We start from the raw sequence: 16,324 nt of genomic DNA, 5'->3' as shown, positions 1-16,324 counted from the left end.
GGATATGCATCTCACAATCTCTCTAGCACTGTAGACTTTATAAAATCCTTTCACTTATCACCTATTTCTATTCACATCTTTAAAGAATTAAAATTAATCTTCATCCGTATACTCTAATATATCTCCAGGTTGGCAATTCAATTCCTTGCAAATCGCATTTAAAGTGGAGAATCGGATTGCTTTAACTTTACCTGTTTTTAAATTTGATAAATTAACAATAGATACACCTACTCGGTCTGCAAGTTCCGATAAATGCATTTTTCGATCTGCAAGCATCCGATCAAGTCTTGTTATAATGGCCATCATTCATTTCCTCCCTTAAAGTGTAGCATCATATTCTTCTTGTAACTGAAGTCCGTATTGAAAGACATGTACTAATAGTAAAACTAACAACCCTTCCACAATGAGTGAGTTTTCAAAAATATTAAAGGTATAATTTACTTCAATTCCTGCTTGATAAAGTGATTCTAAAATATTTAAATGATTTAGTGATAAATAATTTATAATGGCTTGTGTAGTTGAAAAGATAAGACTTCCGATTATAATTCCATATGCTAACTTTTTAACACATTTAATTATTTGTTTACTAAATGGATTATCTTCTAATACCCCAGCTAAAATCCCTCTAATTTGAACTATATTATATAACAAGACACTATTTCCAATTAATAATTCAATGACCGATAGCCATGACATATAATTATAGTTATCCAGATTTGAATTCATCACAAAGCTTAATCCATGATAAACAAAATTTGTTTCTAATTTTAAAGTATCAGGAATAGCTGGATTATTCATCAAAGTTCCAACTCCGACCATCGTGATAATCATTAGCGGACTAAGAATAATTAAAACCCAAAAACCAACCTTTAAAAATAAATCTAAATACTTAGCTAACTTCTTCATTACGCTCACCCCAAATTTTCTTTTCTCTTACACTAAAATTATATGTTTAAAATATTAAAAAGTTATCGTTTATCATTAAATTTTTAATATTTTTTTGTTTTAAGACATAAAAAAAATCGTTACGACTTGTAACGATTTTTTTCGATAAAGTTTAGAAACAGATTGTCGATTTAAATAAACATTCCTAAAATCGCTCCTGTTGTTAACGTAGCGATTGTTCCACAAATTAATGCTTTAAATCCTAATTTAGCAACTTCTTTTTTACGTGTTGGGGCGAAGGAATTGAATCCTCCAACTTGAATTCCAATTGATGAAATGTTAGCAAAGTTACATAATACAACAGCCAAAATAGCGTTTGTACGAGGTGATAATGCTCCCATAACATTAACCATGTCTCCATAAGCAACAAACTCATTGATACCAAACTTTGTTCCAACTAATGTAGCAAATGTGAAAGCCTCATTTGAGGGTACATGAAATAAATACGCAAATGGTAGGAAAACATATCCGAATAACTGTGAAAGATTTGTATCGAATAATCCTAAGAAGGCATTAATAACTGCAATTAATCCAACGAAGGCAATTAAACTTGCCCCTACATTTAAAGCTAATCCTAATCCATTTCCTGTTCCCTCAGAAATTGCTTCGAATAAACTATCAGATTCAGATCCGGATACTTCTGCATTTTCTGTTAATGATTGTTCCGTTTCAGGAACCATAATTTTAGAAACCATTAATGTACTAAATGGAACTGTAAATACAGCAATTAATAAGTATCTCATATCAATTCCCATTAATGCATATCCTGCTAAGATGCTAGCTGATGCTGAACCAAATCCTCCAACCATTACAGCAAACAATTCAGATTTTGTTAATTTTGGAAGATATGGTTTGATTAATAACGGAGACTCTGTTCCACTCAAGAAACAATTTCCAACAGCTGCAAATGTCTCAACATCTGTTGTTCCCATTAATTTGGCAACACTTTTTCCAACATATTTAACTAAAAATGGGATAACTTTTAAGAAATATAGAACTGAAATTAGAGCTGATGTAAAGACGATTAATGATAAGACATTAATTGCAAAAACGTAACTATCTGAAATTCCACCGAAAACGAAATTAACTCCTTCCATTCCCATTTGAACAATAGAATTTACACCCATTGCTAAATTTTCTAAAATCACTTGTCCAACTGGTACTTTAATAACGAAGAAAATCAAAATAATTTGTAATAATAATCCCATTACAACCGTTTGAACTTTAATACTTTTCTTATCTGTTGATAAAATAAATGCAATTCCTAGTAAACATACTAGTGCTAATATACTAAACAAAATATTCATGTTGCCCTCCACTTGATGTTATAAACTTCTAATTTCTTTTAATTTCTCTTCAATCATGGATAAAACTTTCATTTTATGTTCTTCATTATTCACATAGTCAAATTCATCGATATTAATTACAAGAACTTCACTTGCTTTATAATGCTCGTAAATCCATTGATCGTATCCTTTCCATAACTCATAATAGTAGGATACTAATCCTTCATCTAATTCATACTCACGCCCACGTTTTTTAATACGATTTAAAATAGTTTCGAAACTTCCCGATAAATAAATCATTAAATCTGGTGATTTTTTTGGAATTTCGTTTAATTCTTCCATCATATTATTTAAAAGACTCTCATATAAACTGAATTCTAAATCTGAAATACGACCTAAATCTTTATTAACTTTAGATAGTGATAGGTAAGACTTTGATGTTATCTCCATCTTTTCCCCCACTTCACACCGTACGTGAGAGTTTCCAGCTCATACAGCGTTCCAACAATTTTCAGTTATTATTTAAATAGTTAAATTTCCAACTTGTTCTCTTAAAGAATTAAGTTTCTCAAGACTTTTCTCGTTAAGTTTTAGTTTATGTAAGTATTTATTTATTGTTTCCTCTTTAGTTGCGTGTATCAATTTGTGTATATCTTCATTAACCCATATTAGGTTTTTATACGCATCCGTTCCTCCCTGTGATTTAGGAAGTTTATGATGACATTGCATATCGCATACGTTAAGAGGTTCTCCTGTCACACCACAATTACCTTTTTGTGCTATCATTAGTGATATTCTGTTGTCACTGTATTCAGTGGATTCACAATCTCTAACGTTGTTTAGTAGGTATCTGACTAGAAGATGATAATCGTTGTTTAACTTCTTATGCACTAACGCTCTACCTGTAACTGTATAGTTGCAAATCTCTTGAGTGAAGTTCATTGGTGGTGATGTAGATATTCCGTTGATAGGATATATACTTACATTACTAATTGTTCTTATCTTTCCTTTATACTTACCATAAAACTTTTTGAAAGCTTTGGAAGTTGAAGGTTTGTCAGAAATTACTTGTTTTAATCTGTTGTGTAAGGTTATTGATGTTAAGTAATTTATTTTATTGAAGTCTAAACTGACATTTGTTGCTATCTTATAGTAGTTGTGAACTCCTAGAATCATAGCATTTAGTTTGTTTACTTGTTTAGATTCATAATTACTTCTCATGTAGACTATCTGATGTTTTAATTTTGTAGTTACACTATCTTGTGCCTTTTCAGATATTCTACTTTGACATACATATTTCCCTTTCTTTGGTTTAGCCATTAGTTTGAAACCTAGAAATTCGGTATAATTTGTTTTGAGATTAGTAATTTTCGATTTATCTTCACTTATCTCTAAACTGAGTCTTTCTTTCAACCATTGTTTGGTTGCTATATATATCTTGTTAGCAGTTTCATAGTCTCTACAGAATATTTTAAAGTCATCTGCATACCTCACGAGCCATATCTCTTTTAAGTTAGTGGTTTTCATTGTTTTGTATTTGTTGGATTGGTCTACATATCCATTCTTTCTAATGCTTGTGTAGTCATGGTCTGTCTGAAATGATTCCCATTGACTACTTATCCACCAGTCAAGTTCATTAAGAACTATGTTAGAGAGAAGTGGCGATAAAATACCTCCCTGTGGAGTGCCTTTTGTTGGAACTCCAACAGTATCGATTTCTGATTTAAGAATTTTATCAATTATAGAGATTAGGTTTTTATCCTGTATTCCTAATTTCCACATTTGCTTCTTTAATTTACTGTGATTTACGTTATCAAAGAAACCTTTTATATCAATATCAACCACATAGTGAAGTTTGTTCATATTTATTAAAGACATACTTCTTGATATAGCATGATGTGTCGACCTATTCGGTCTGAATCCGTAACTGTGTTTGTGGAATTTGGCTTCACATATAGGTTCAAGAACTTGTTTGATACATTGTTGTACAATTCTGTCCCCCATACATGGTATCCCTAGAGGTCTCATTTTACCATTTGGTTTAGGGATTTCGACTCTTCTAACACTTTTAGGATGATAATTTCGGAACATATTTTGGATATGTTTTACAAACACATCTTGTGGCATATTACTGTAGAACGTTATGTCTCTGCCATCTGTTCCCTTAGTCATTGAACCTTTATTCTTTTTGATGTTTCTGTATGCTAATAAGATATTTTCTCTATTTGTAATTAACTCCATAAGTTTAGTGAAGTTTTTGTTTTCTAGAGACTCACTGTATAAGCTGTCAAAAACATCTTGTATATCGTAATACTCGTTGTTCCTGAGTTTCTGTTTCTTTAAGATTTTAGTTGTCAAGTCTGTCTCCTTATCTGAAATTCAATTTCAGATAGTTCTACAACATCTCTTAGTCTTACTCGAACCTTGATTAAAATTATTTAACTTCTAAAGTTTTAACTTCAAATTGTCTAGTGGCTATTGCTCATATTTCATTACAAAATATTTCATAGCTTCATGCCACCACTTTCACATGGATTAAAATAAGTTATAGTTGTTTAACATTTCCTTATTAATACTTCATAGTGAGTGAACACTCCATATTCCATGCTTCCCTTGTTCCATTATTGCTATCCTTACATCTATCCTTAGGTCGTTGGTCTGAGCCTTTTAGCTTGATAGTGCCTGTAACACTATATGGATTTTCATAACTTCGAGTCTTACTCACCCACACTAAAATCATACTTAGATGATACATCCCTTTCGAGAAGTTCTGGTTTTAGACCCTTACATTCCCAACTTCGTCAGCTCTATTTATAGCAAGCATCCTAACCATAGATAGTTTATGGACTCTAGAACCATATATTACTCGACTACCTCTAGTTCGCTTTTCGTGTTGTGATTTGTTTAACCACATCTTACGGTAATACCTAGTCCGTTTTAACGAGCTTTTAACACACCATTGTTCACTCAATGTTATGCTAATCGTAACTTTGAGAGAGCATTTCAAGGCGTTACCCTATCATTCTACTCTTCGCAATAATAGTTCTAATTATTAATCTATAATAATTAGGCTAGTTTTGTAGGAAACCCTCGCTTCCCTTTGTCTAGCAACAAGTCGCACCAAAATACCAATCTTCATAAATACTACGGTCTAGTACATTATTATCTTGTATTAAAGCCTCTTTAATACTTTTAAAACGAGTATTTAAAAACCATAACTGCAATAAAAATGGATATCGATTCGCTTGAATCTCTTCTTCTGTTGACGTATAAAATAACGGTAGAATCGGATTATCATCAACACTTTCAAAAAATACATCTGAATTGAAATGATCTGCAACAAGTGTGGCTAAGCTTGTTTTACCTGCACCAATCATCGCTCCAATAGTAATCAACATCGCTCACCTCTTCCTCTCTTTTAATCATAAAAAAAATTTTTCAAGAGTCCGACATTTTACGACATCTCAAAAAATACACAAAGACAATCTTAACATAAAATTTCTAAACGATATATCTTTTTTTTCGACCAATTTTCACCATAAAATATTATCCACAGCTTGTTAAAATTGAGATTAGGATAAATCACAATTTGTTTTTTCGTGAACTTTATTGCGTAAATTGAATGTATAAATTCGGCAAATTTCACTCTACTTGTATGAGATATTATAAGTACCTTTTAGGAAAATGCACACATTATCCACAGGAAAAATTATTATAATTTTAAAAAAGGATGATTGGTGATGATTGTATTATTAAAAAATTTACGTTTAATTAGTGTTTTAGGATCTTGTGCCAGTGTTTCTTTATTATTTGTGAACCTAGTTCTCATGCTATTCATTGAAAACACAGCTACTAAACTTCATTATAGCTGGGTTACCTTCTTTACTATTACATTCATCACACTTATATCAACACTAACTGGATATCTTCTGAATGAACGACGTCGCCGTCTTCGCAGAATTAAAAAAGTGCTAGATCAATGATTTAGTACTTTTTTAATTCTTTTAATGAATAATTTTATATCCTTATCACGTCATAGTAATATTGCATACATTAGTAGCGATAAAAATAGGTTTTTCTACTTTGATATCAAGTTCATTTAGAACGGTTAAGATTGGGTTTAGTTACTCTAAATTTAGATAATCTAAGAAATATTTCAAAGCATACTGTTAAATTTACTCCACCATACACGAGCTTTAGTGATGTTCTCGTATCAAGCATATTACCTAATCAATACATTCCGTACTAACATCCCCCTACGGTTCATATACAAGTTTCAACTACATACAACTTATCTATTTCTTAAGATGATATTAAGAATATCTTCACTTTTTCGGTAACTATTTCTTAAAATTTAACAGATATAATTCTTTCATCAACAAATCAAGGAGGATTATGATGCTAGAACTTCAAAATGTCACAAAGCGTTATGGTAAAAAAACAGTTTTAGATGATGTATCCATTCAATTTAAAAAGGGTGAAATTACTTGTTTACTGGGATTGAATGGTGTTGGAAAAAGTACAACGATGAAAGCAATTATGCGATTAGTTCCTATTTCAAAGGGGAAAATCCTAGTAGATGGAGAGCCTATTACACAACAAAACATTAATAAAATTGCTTATATTCCAGATATTCCAATTCATGATTTAGGATGGACGATTCCACAGAACTTAAGTTTTGCACAAGTCTTTTATAAAAACTTTAACCTCGAAAAAGCAGAACGTATGTTAAAGTTTTTCAAGGTTCCAACGGATAAAAAACTAAAAGAATTATCAAAAGGTAATTTAGCACGTTTTAATATCATTGTTGGGATGTGCCAAGACGCTCCTTATTTATTACTCGATGAACCTTTCAGTGGAATCGATGTTTTCACACGCCAGTCGTTTATCAATCTTTTAAAGTCAGAATTCTTAGAAGACGGTCAAACAGTCATTATTACGACGCATGAAATTGATGAAATTCAAGATATTGCTGATCATATCGTCTTGCTTGAAGACGGTCAAGTCTTTGCAAGCTTCTCAAAAGAAGAAGCTCAAAACGAAGGTTTAAGCATTGTGGATAAAATGCGAACTTTATATAGTGAGGTATAGTAACATGAAACTTTTAACTTTAATTGAAATCGAAGTCAAAAAAATTATTCCGTGGCTCATCTCATTATTTACCTTGATGACCGTTCTAACAGGAAGCCTCTTTTTCAAAGAAATTAGTGATTTAAAGAAAAAATTAATTCCTACTCTATTAGATAGCTCTATTGATGACTACGTCCAAAATAATGGTCATGTTACACTAGCATCAATACTCGATAATCAAATATTAATTATTGGAATCTTCATTCTTTTCGCTATCATCATCATCTGCCTAGGCCTTTATCTATGGTATAAAGAATGGATTGGTTCTTCAAAACGAATCTACATGTTGTTATCTTTAAAGGGACAAAGAACGTCTATTTTATTATCAAAATTAATCGTGATTATCCTATCAGTCTTTGTTTATTACGCCATCGTACTTTTAAATTTAGGTATTGGTTCACTACTCCTAAACACATTACTACCTGATGGACTTACCGGAAAACATTTAGTGCAAGGGGCCTTACTTCAATCACAATTCATCAATTTTGTACTTCCACTAACGATGACTGATTTTATCTATAAATTACTATTCGTTATATTAATGTTTGGTCTTATTTCTGTCTTTGTCTTAAGTGACCGATCAAAAAGAATATTTGGAATTATCTTCGGGATATTCTATGGAAGTGCCAATATTGCAGTCTTCCTATATACTAAATCACTATTTTTATTTGTAGATGAGCGTTTCTTTGTAAACTTTGGATTTGTTCTAATTGGGACTGTCTTAAGTTACGGTATCAGCACTTGGCTACTAAATAAAAAAGTGTCAATTTAAAGAGGTGAAATGATGAAACTATATCATATGATCGGATTAACTACAGCTAGTCTTATTTCGTTAGGATCTCTGGCGTTCATGACAAATGTGAAACGGGTTGAATTAAATCAAGATTTTAAAATAGAAAATATTAGTGGGAATCTAAGTGAACTAGATGGAGTTGCACTTAAAGGAATTATTAAAACGGATCAATCAAATTACTCAAAAGTTTTACTTGAGAGTGACACTTTTCAAATGTCACCCACAACATATGATTATTTCTATTCAATGGATGATGAAAAGTTAGATAATAGAGAACTTTACAGAAATGCTCCTTGGGCTAAAACGTTTGAAAATGATGACTATGTTATCACAAGTCAGTTTGATACCTCATTCCCCTACTCAGCTGATGTGGCAACCAGTCGTCTAGCTGTTAAAAATAAAAAGACAAATCAAATTACAACGACTACTGTAGCGTTAAAGGAATTCTCATCCCAAGAAGGACGAGACAGTGAATATATTACAGACTATAACGGAACCTATTATTACATTTTAACAACTTACGGAAGAATGAATTCTAATTCTCGAATTCTTGTTTATACATTCAACCCTGATACATTACGTACAACTTTTAAATTCGAATTATCAAGTGATTATTCAGGAACTGCTACAACAGATGGAAAAATGTTATACATGACAGGATACCCAAGTCATTCAGATCAATTACAACTCCTGTCTTTAGATTTAGAAACCGAAGAACCAAAAACGATAGACTTGAACCTAAATATCTATCCAAATCAATTAATTGTTAAAAATAATAAGCTATATTTAATTTCAGATTCAGGAATTTATACGTATGATGCTTCAATCAGTTCTACTGAGGTCATAACACCAAGTTTTACAGAAGAACTTAATCAGTACGATTACTTCTGGATTGAACAGACCATTGCTCATGACAATAAATTATATATTCTTTATATAGCTTATAAACAAAGTCATTCAACTCAATATCTATCTATTTTAGATACAAATACAAATAAGATTAAGTTTGAAGGGAAAATTGCAGTTCGCAGTGATCAAGGTTTAATCGATAATTATACCTTAATTGCAAGATAGATATTTACAAATATTGGTAAATGTATTAAAATACCTTTAAAGAAAATTAAATATTCTTATCAAGAGCAGTGAAGGGACTACATTCAGAAATAATATTTTTATCCACCATAGGAAGATAGCTAAGGGTTCTGTTGCTCACCCCTTAGCGTGAATTTCTTGTCCTAAATCCCAGTAGATAAGAGAATGTTAATTAGCGCTATTAAGCACTAGAGGACGATTCTCTAGTGTTTTTTTGAGCTAAAAATAAAGGGGGAAAATATAATGGGTATTAAAGGAGAATCACGTCATGTAGCACCATTTAGAGCGGAGGTTGTAGGAAGCTTTTTACGACCAGATAGTATTAAGGAAGCCCGTAAATTACATCAGTCTGGATTTTTATCTGATGATGAGTTACGCGATATTGAGAATGATGAGATTAAAAAATTAGTTCAAAAACAAAAGGACGCAGGGTTACAGTTTGTAACTGATGGAGAATTTAGACGTGCTTGGTGGCACTTAGATTTCCTAGAAGGATTAGATGGCGTAACAAAGTATGAGGTAGAAGAAGGTTATCATTTTCATGATGTGGATACAAAGGCTGAAACAGTTTATGTATCTGGTAAATTAGATTTTACTAATCATCCTATGCTTGAAGATTTTAAGTTTTTAAAATCAATAGCAGGTGATCATGTTGCCAAAATGACGATTCCATCACCAAGTATGCTTTATATGGTAGGAGCACTTATTGACTCAAGATATAATGAAAATCCAGTTTATGAAAGTAATGAAGCATTACGTGCAGATATTGTGAAGACGTATCGCAAGGCGGTTGCAGCATTTTATGACTTAGGGTGTCGTTATTTGCAGTTAGATGATACGAGCTGGGGTGTGTTTGCGTCAAAAGAGTATCGTCAAGGTTACATTGATCAAGGAATTGATGTAGATGAGTTATGCTTTGATTGTGTAAATCTGATTAATGATATTATTGGGGATCGTCCTGATGATTTAAAAATTGGGCTTCATGTTTGTCATGGGAATTTCCGTTCTTCTTGGTTTTCATCAGGTGGTTATGAGCCTGTTGCCAAAATCTTATTTGGCAATGCGAAAGTAGATGCGTTCTTCCTTGAATATGATACAGACCGTAACGGTGATTTTGCTCCTTTGCGTTTCATCCAAGACCAATTTGTTGTTCTTGGACTTATTACAACGAAACATGCCGAACTTGAAAATCAAGATTTAATTATTGAAAGAATCAAAGAAGCATCTCAATATGTGGATATTAATAAGTTATGTTTAAGTCCGCAGTGTGGATTTGCCTCAACTGAAGAAGGAAATCTTATTACACATGAGGATCAGTGGAACAAATTAAAACTAGTTGTGGATAGTGCGAACAAAGTTTGGGGAAATCTCAACCTAGCTTAGCCAGGTTCCTCTTTTAAGTGCATAAATAAAAATAACACTTTTCTGATTATTTGTGGTTAATAAGAAAAGTGTTATTTAATTTAATTGAATAATTTGTCGGATTTAGTAGAAACTATAAGTAGTGGTTGGTGATCCAACCCATATACTAAAGTTCCTCCTTTTTATAGCTCTACACTCCTATTTCTAAACCATGACTGCCGTGAGGCACTCATGGTTTTTTATATCTTTGATAAATACCTCATAAAAAAATGCGTCTCTATTAAAAGGACGCATTTTTATTTAATATTCTTAAATCAATTAATTCAATTGTTTTCCTTCATAAAGACTGCAGAATTTTTCAAATTGTGGATTAATCCATGTTTCTTCTTTATAATTGGTGTACGATAAAACAATGGATTTGAATGTGTTTATTTCACAACTTTCATCAATTTCTAATCCTCTTTGGCCTTTAAATATTCCACCAGGAATTAAATTAATATCTGTATAGTTAACTGTTTTAATATAAGCCCCGTCACCAAAGTCAATACTTTCTTTTATTTTAACCGGACTATTGTCTTTATCCCATGCGACAAAGGCTACAACAACATCTTTAATCTTTACAGACGTCTTATTTTTAATCATCGCCTGTAACATATCAGGATATAGATGCTTGCATTGTTTATCTCTAACAATATGTTTTGTTTTAATAATTGTTACAGGTAATTGCATTAATAAATTATCAAATGATGATTGTACTAATGTAGTTTCTTCTAAATCTGGTCTGTTTTTTTCAAAAATTATATTTTTAAAATTAAAATTTGGAATCCTGGTACTACATTTGATTGCGGATCCCCATCCATTTATCATAGTAAAAATATTCAAAAATAACCCACCTATTCTCTTCAATTCTGTTACCCATTGATAATTTTACCATGATTAATAATTTTTTCCTATAAAAATATATAATTTTACCATTTTATCATATTGTTACTATTTATAATACTAATTTGCACCAAAAAGAAAACATAGATGATTCTGTTTATATTTTATCATCTGCCATTGCTTGCTCATGTTGATTCATGATTTGATAGGCATCTCGTTTTTTAGATGTTAATAAAAGAAATAACACTTCAATGACAGTCATCGCAGATATGCGAGAGAAACAGTATTCATTGAAGAATAGACGCTCTCTTGAGAACGTGGTAATGTGATAATCACAAAGAACAGCAATTGGAGAATTATCATGATTCGTAATTCCAACGACTTTAATATTGTGTTTTTTAGCTGCATCAATAAGAGTCACTAAATCTTTTGAAGCTCCTGAATTTGAAATGACAATAATAATATCTTGCTCTGTTAACGTATAAGTAAGTGCAAGTTGTGTTTCATGAATTGGCGTGGCAACCGCACTAATTCCAATTTGATTAAATTTGTAAGCTGCATCAAGTGCAACAGGAATCGTATTTCCAACAGCGGCAAATTGTACAACTCTTGCTTTTTCTAATAAATCAAGGACCGATTCAACCGTTTTTTCATCCATCAAAGAAATCGTTTGAGTTAGCTCATCTACTTTATTATCTAAAATATTTTTTAGTGATTGTTTTAAATTACTTACATTCAAATCATTTGAATTAACTGAACCTGAATTCATCATTTGTTTTGCAATATTCATCTTTAAATCATGAAATCCTTTATATCCGCACTTTTTACAAAAACGGATAATGGTTGCTTCACTAGCTCCACTCGCAGATGCTAAAGAAGAAACGGTCATCTCAATGACTTGTTCCTGGTTGTTTAAAATATATGTTGCTATTTTTTTCTCTGCTTCATATAAATCATCATACACCGCAAAAATTTTATCTAACACATTTTTAGTCATGAAGTAAAACTCCTTATTTTTCAAATGGATATTTAATTCCCCATTGATTTCTGACATCAGTCATAATATCCATCACATCTACTGATAACTGAAGAACATCATCTCCACCGTTATTTAAAATATAGTTTTCCATATCTAAGATTTCATATTCAAGCGCCTTTGCCTCGACTCCCGCTTCAACAACCTCTGTTGTTCCATCAAGATACGTAATCATGGCACGTGTTGCACGTGGGAAGTTATCAACTGTTATAAATCCTAAATCTCCTGCTACCACACCACGCTTTGGCATCTTAGCACGCATCGTTAATGTCACGACCGCCATCTCATCTGCATCATTTTTCAAAATGATTCCTGATTGCTCGTCTACACCTGTCTCAAACTTTTTAACTGTCGTTAACACTTCATGAGGTTGTGCTGATAAGAAGAAACGAGCAAATGATAAAGCATACGTTCCAATATCAAGTAATGCCCCCCCTGCAAGATCTGGGCTAAAGAAACGATTCGTCACATCATACTCCTTACAACTCCCAAAAGATACATTGACCATTTTTAAAGTTCCTAATTTTCCGGTCTGTACAACTTGTTTCAGTTTTTCATAAAGAGGCATATGGTAAATCGTCATCGCTTCTGAAACAACTAAATTTTTAGTGGCTGCCAACTCAGTAATTTCTTTTAACTCTGAGCTACTCACCGTAATGGCCTTCTCACATAGCACATGCTTATTTTGGTGAAGACTTTTCATAATATATTCATAGTGATTACAATGAGGGGTTGAAATATAGACAACATCCACATTTGAATCTGCTAATAGTTCGTCATAACTTCCATAAGCTTTTTGTACCTGATATTTTTTAGCAAACGCTTCTGCTTTTTCTAACGTCCTTGATCCAACGGCATAAATTTCTCCATGTACATTTAGTAAGGCTTGTGCAAACTCAGTTGCAATTAATCCTGGTCCTAAAATTGCCCAATTTAATTTTTTCATTTTAACACTCCTTTGCCATTAATTGATCCACAATTAAAACCTTAGTCACTTCTTTTGTAAATAATGATGTCCCAATCACACCACAGATTTCATTTAACTTTACATTTAACTCTTTAATATCTGATACTTGAGAAAACGTCACATCCATTAGATAATGACCATTCTCCGTAATCGTAAATCCATCTTTTGCACTTGAATGACGCATCACTGGAACGCCTCCAAGTTTTAAAACCTCGTATTGAACATAAGAAATCGCTGATTCAAGTACTTCAAGAACTACTGGATGCTTAAACGTTAAAACCTCACTAAACTTCGTTTCATCAATTAACAGTACGTAGTCTTTTGACATCGATGCGATTAATTTTTCACGTGTATGAATGCCACCGCCACTCTTTAAAGCATTAAAATTAGCATCTACTTCATCACACCCATCAAAAGCAATATCAATTTGATGAATTGCCATAGGATCAAGGACGGTTAATTCCTTTTCAAGACAGAGCATTTTAGTTTTTACAGAAGGCGTTACAATTTGAACGTTCAATTTATTTTCCTTAATTTCATCAATTAAATAACTAATCGTACTTCCACCACCAAGTCCGATAACCCCTGACTTAGGAATTAGCTTCAATGCTTCTTTAGCACATTTTTGTTTAATATCCACTTTCATTCCTCCCTTAACTTAACTTTATCATAATATGATAGTATAATTTCGTCAATATAATTATAACGAAATTAATTTTCTTAGATAAAAAAATGACTTCTTAATAGAAGTCATTTCTTAATAAATCCATCACCATAGCACTTCGATAATTCCCTTCTGGATCAAGCCAAACATCACGTTTAACTCCTACTACCTTAAAACCAACTTTTTGATAAAGATGTTGTGCTCGTTTATTTTCAAGTAACGTATCAAGCTCAATACGATGAAGCTCATACGTCCTAAAAAGATAATTAATAAAACCTCGAAGCGCTTCTTCTCCATATCCTTTTCCTTGTTCGCTAAGCTCACATATCTTAATTCCGATTTCGCAACTTTTATTCGTAAGATCTAAATTATGAAAGGATAGTTCTCCAATTGAAAAACCATCATTTTTCACAATCATAAATCTTTTACTTGTTGGTTGAATATCCTCTTTTTGAATTTCGAGTTCTGTTCTTAACTTTTCAATATTTGTTCTAATCCCATTGGGAAAGCCAACATGTTGCATCAGTTCACCAGTCGCCCACCATACCACAAGTGTTTCCACATCAGTAACCGTTGCTTCTCTAATATAAAGATGCTTCAATTTAATCATCTAATCCCCCCTTGATTAAGTTCATTATACTCTGTTTAAAATAAAAAAAAGTGCCTTACATGGCACTTTGAGAAATTTTTTTATGGCACGTCATATTTGTTGTATCTGGATTAACATGCACCATACAATGTTTGACGTGTTCAAATTTAGATTCAATAGCATCATGTACATTTTGTGCAATATCATGAGCTTCATTAAGTGTTAGATTTCCATCTACACTAATCTCAACATCAACATAAATTTTATTTCCAAATAATCGTGTTTTAATTTCATCTATATTAATAACACCTGATTGAGCTTTTATTAACTTAATCATTTCATTAATGGTTTCATCATCACAGGCTTTATCCGTCAATTTATCCACAGCATCGCGTCCGATTTCAAAAGCTGCTTTTAAAATAAATAAACAAATAATAACTGAGGCGATTGGATCAAGGATTGGAAATCCAAGTCTGGCTCCAAAGATTCCAATAAAGCTTCCAACCGATGATAAAGCATCTGAACGGTGATGCCATGCATCTGCCATTAAAGAGCTCGAATTAATTTTTTTAGCAGCGTGTCTTGTATACCAAAACATCCATTCTTTAAAGGCGATTGAAATAACTGCCGCAACAAGTGCAATAGCTCCCGGAATCGCTAAGTTTCCATAATTTCCTTGAAGAATTTTGTTTATTCCTTCTATTCCAATTCCAACACCGGTTGCAAATAAAATGGCTGCTAAAAATAATGCTGCAATACATTCTAAACGTTCATGACCATAAGGATGATCTTTATCTGAACCTTTACTTGAGAAGTTGTATCCAATAATAACAACAAATGTAGAAATAACATCTGATGCTGAATGAACCGCATCTGAAATCATAGCTCCTGAATTAGCTACAATACCAGCAAGTAATTTAATAACAGAAAGTGCAATATTTCCAATGATTGAGACGGCTGATACTCGCATAGCAATTTGTTTATCAGTTTTTTTCTTCATACTTAATCCTCCCATAGTTTCGTTCTCATAACCCTCACTACTATGGTTTTACGAGCAAAATGTCTCACAAGGACATAAAAAAACATCCGTGAAACATTTTACTGTCCCACAGATGTTAATTATCATCAATATGAATAATTAAATCTGCTGTTGCTAAGCAACCCGGCCACACGACTTAGTCGCTGCCTGTTCAGTTTGTACTGTAGATTTATATGCAGTGCAAAGAGTTATATTAATATATTAATCAAATTGAGTTTATTTGTGAATATAAAAACTGATATTTTATCAATTAAATACTCTAATTGATAATGAAAATTAATTTAAATATTTTAGACGGAACCTAATTGAATATAAAAAAGGAGATATATCATCGCGATATATCTCCTCTGTACTACATTAAAGAAAACTAAAAGCCATTGTTTCTAAACGAAACGTACTAGTATCAGCTAGATTTAGTAGCATTAACTTTAGCATTATCTTTATATAAAGCCTGGTTAGTTAAATGACTACAACGCTTCATTGTTAATTGTTTTAAATTATGTAACTCTCCAGGTGCTAGCTTCATATAAGCCGCCTCC

General features: G+C 32.1%; 17 protein-coding genes and 1 riboswitch. Of the genes, 4 read left to right on the top strand and 13 right to left on the bottom strand.

Annotated elements, in window-relative coordinates; translation table 11 throughout:
* Positions 1-93 precede the first annotated feature (93 nt).
* From HLK68_RS06180 to HLK68_RS06155, 6 genes are all read right to left on the bottom strand, one after another.
* Positions 94-306 (bottom strand): helix-turn-helix domain-containing protein, encoded by a 213-nt coding sequence (locus HLK68_RS06180; protein ID WP_006783954.1) that lies wholly within the window; start codon positions 304-306, stop codon positions 94-96.
* A 12-nt stretch (positions 307-318) separates the two neighbouring features.
* On the bottom strand, positions 319-906 hold the full coding sequence (locus tag HLK68_RS06175; RefSeq protein ID WP_132942695.1) for a DUF2975 domain-containing protein: 588 nt from the start codon (positions 904-906) through the stop codon (positions 319-321).
* A gap of 170 nt (positions 907-1,076) precedes the next feature.
* Positions 1,077-2,252, bottom strand: coding sequence for a NupC/NupG family nucleoside CNT transporter (locus HLK68_RS06170; RefSeq protein ID WP_009607095.1), 1,176 nt, complete (start codon positions 2,250-2,252; stop codon positions 1,077-1,079).
* An 18-nt stretch (positions 2,253-2,270) separates the two neighbouring features.
* Positions 2,271-2,681, bottom strand: coding sequence for a deoxynucleoside kinase (locus HLK68_RS06165; RefSeq protein WP_006783951.1), 411 nt, complete (start codon positions 2,679-2,681; stop codon positions 2,271-2,273).
* Positions 2,682-2,753: 72 nt separating this feature from the next.
* Positions 2,754-4,589, bottom strand: a complete 1,836-nt coding sequence (gene ltrA / locus HLK68_RS06160; protein WP_006783950.1) for a group II intron reverse transcriptase/maturase — start codon at positions 4,587-4,589, stop codon at positions 2,754-2,756.
* 746 nt (positions 4,590-5,335) lie between these two features.
* Positions 5,336-5,629, bottom strand: coding sequence for a deoxynucleoside kinase (locus tag HLK68_RS06155; protein ID WP_006783949.1), 294 nt, complete (start codon positions 5,627-5,629; stop codon positions 5,336-5,338).
* Between the two features lie 1,000 nt (positions 5,630-6,629).
* Between HLK68_RS06155 and HLK68_RS06150 the strand changes: the two genes are divergently transcribed.
* The 4 genes from HLK68_RS06150 to HLK68_RS06135 all read left to right on the top strand — a co-directional run bounded on the left by HLK68_RS06150 (position 6,630) and on the right by HLK68_RS06135 (position 10,629).
* Entirely contained in the window at positions 6,630-7,322 is a 693-nt protein-coding gene (locus HLK68_RS06150; RefSeq protein ID WP_006783948.1) for an ABC transporter ATP-binding protein, read from the top strand.
* A 4-nt stretch (positions 7,323-7,326) separates the two neighbouring features.
* The gene (locus HLK68_RS06145; RefSeq protein WP_132942694.1) at positions 7,327-8,133 is read left to right on the top strand and encodes a hypothetical protein; all 807 of its coding nucleotides are present in this window, start codon (positions 7,327-7,329) and stop codon (positions 8,131-8,133) included.
* A gap of 12 nt (positions 8,134-8,145) precedes the next feature.
* On the top strand, positions 8,146-9,228 hold the full coding sequence (locus HLK68_RS06140) for a hypothetical protein (RefSeq protein ID WP_040763802.1): 1,083 nt from the start codon (positions 8,146-8,148) through the stop codon (positions 9,226-9,228).
* Between the two features lie 261 nt (positions 9,229-9,489).
* The gene (locus HLK68_RS06135) at positions 9,490-10,629 is read left to right on the top strand and encodes a 5-methyltetrahydropteroyltriglutamate--homocysteine S-methyltransferase (protein ID WP_006783945.1); all 1,140 of its coding nucleotides are present in this window, start codon (positions 9,490-9,492) and stop codon (positions 10,627-10,629) included.
* Between the two features lie 297 nt (positions 10,630-10,926).
* Here the strand turns inward: HLK68_RS06135 and HLK68_RS06130 are convergent, their stop codons facing one another.
* The 7 genes from HLK68_RS06130 to HLK68_RS14685 all read right to left on the bottom strand — a co-directional run bounded on the left by HLK68_RS06130 (position 10,927) and on the right by HLK68_RS14685 (position 16,311).
* Complete coding sequence (locus tag HLK68_RS06130; RefSeq protein ID WP_050775604.1) at positions 10,927-11,490, bottom strand: DUF5780 domain-containing protein; 564 nt, start codon at positions 11,488-11,490, stop codon at positions 10,927-10,929.
* 157 nt (positions 11,491-11,647) lie between these two features.
* Complete coding sequence (locus tag HLK68_RS06125) at positions 11,648-12,487, bottom strand: MurR/RpiR family transcriptional regulator (RefSeq protein WP_006783944.1); 840 nt, start codon at positions 12,485-12,487, stop codon at positions 11,648-11,650.
* 13 nt (positions 12,488-12,500) lie between these two features.
* Positions 12,501-13,472: a Gfo/Idh/MocA family protein gene (locus tag HLK68_RS06120; RefSeq protein WP_006783943.1), complete on the bottom strand. Its 972-nt coding sequence runs from the start codon at positions 13,470-13,472 to the stop codon at positions 12,501-12,503.
* A 1-nt stretch (position 13,473) separates the two neighbouring features.
* The gene (gene rpiA / locus HLK68_RS06115; protein ID WP_050775603.1) at positions 13,474-14,139 is read right to left on the bottom strand and encodes a ribose 5-phosphate isomerase A; all 666 of its coding nucleotides are present in this window, start codon (positions 14,137-14,139) and stop codon (positions 13,474-13,476) included.
* Positions 14,140-14,233: 94 nt separating this feature from the next.
* Entirely contained in the window at positions 14,234-14,767 is a 534-nt protein-coding gene (locus HLK68_RS06110; protein ID WP_006783941.1) for a GNAT family N-acetyltransferase, read from the bottom strand.
* A gap of 55 nt (positions 14,768-14,822) precedes the next feature.
* Positions 14,823-15,746, bottom strand: coding sequence for a cation diffusion facilitator family transporter (locus tag HLK68_RS06105; protein ID WP_006783940.1), 924 nt, complete (start codon positions 15,744-15,746; stop codon positions 14,823-14,825).
* 99 nt (positions 15,747-15,845) lie between these two features.
* A riboswitch (NiCo riboswitch) is annotated at positions 15,846-15,950 on the bottom strand.
* A gap of 238 nt (positions 15,951-16,188) precedes the next feature.
* Positions 16,189-16,311, bottom strand: a complete 123-nt coding sequence (locus HLK68_RS14685; protein WP_006783939.1) for a hypothetical protein — start codon at positions 16,309-16,311, stop codon at positions 16,189-16,191.
* Positions 16,312-16,324 lie beyond the last annotated feature (13 nt).

Source organism: Turicibacter sanguinis, from assembly GCF_013046825.1.
In the GTDB taxonomy this organism is placed as follows: Bacteria; Bacillota_I; Bacilli_A; order MOL361; family Turicibacteraceae; genus Turicibacter; species Turicibacter sanguinis.
The sequence above is the reverse complement of the archived record's forward strand: the minus strand, read 5'-3'. Positions and strand labels throughout refer to the sequence as shown.

Coding starts and splice junctions, on each gene's coding strand:
- HLK68_RS06140 (WP_040763802.1), top strand. CDS start 8,146: ATGAAACTATATCATATGATCGGATTAACTACAGCTAGTCTTATTTCG.
- HLK68_RS06155 (WP_006783949.1), bottom strand. CDS start 5,629: ATGTTGATTACTATTGGAGCGATGATTGGTGCAGGTAAAACAAGCTTA.
- HLK68_RS06135 (WP_006783945.1), top strand. CDS start 9,490: ATGGGTATTAAAGGAGAATCACGTCATGTAGCACCATTTAGAGCGGAG.
- HLK68_RS06110 (WP_006783941.1), bottom strand. CDS start 14,767: ATGATTAAATTGAAGCATCTTTATATTAGAGAAGCAACGGTTACTGAT.
- rpiA (WP_050775603.1), bottom strand. CDS start 14,139: ATGAAAGTGGATATTAAACAAAAATGTGCTAAAGAAGCATTGAAGCTA.
- HLK68_RS06170 (WP_009607095.1), bottom strand. CDS start 2,252: ATGAATATTTTGTTTAGTATATTAGCACTAGTATGTTTACTAGGAATT.
- HLK68_RS06105 (WP_006783940.1), bottom strand. CDS start 15,746: ATGAAGAAAAAAACTGATAAACAAATTGCTATGCGAGTATCAGCCGTC.
- HLK68_RS06150 (WP_006783948.1), top strand. CDS start 6,630: ATGCTAGAACTTCAAAATGTCACAAAGCGTTATGGTAAAAAAACAGTT.
- HLK68_RS06175 (WP_132942695.1), bottom strand. CDS start 906: ATGAAGAAGTTAGCTAAGTATTTAGATTTATTTTTAAAGGTTGGTTTT.
- HLK68_RS06125 (WP_006783944.1), bottom strand. CDS start 12,487: ATGACTAAAAATGTGTTAGATAAAATTTTTGCGGTGTATGATGATTTA.
- HLK68_RS06180 (WP_006783954.1), bottom strand. CDS start 306: ATGATGGCCATTATAACAAGACTTGATCGGATGCTTGCAGATCGAAAA.
- HLK68_RS06145 (WP_132942694.1), top strand. CDS start 7,327: ATGAAACTTTTAACTTTAATTGAAATCGAAGTCAAAAAAATTATTCCG.
- HLK68_RS06165 (WP_006783951.1), bottom strand. CDS start 2,681: ATGGAGATAACATCAAAGTCTTACCTATCACTATCTAAAGTTAATAAA.
- HLK68_RS06120 (WP_006783943.1), bottom strand. CDS start 13,472: ATGAAAAAATTAAATTGGGCAATTTTAGGACCAGGATTAATTGCAACT.
- HLK68_RS14685 (WP_006783939.1), bottom strand. CDS start 16,311: ATGAAGCTAGCACCTGGAGAGTTACATAATTTAAAACAATTAACAATG.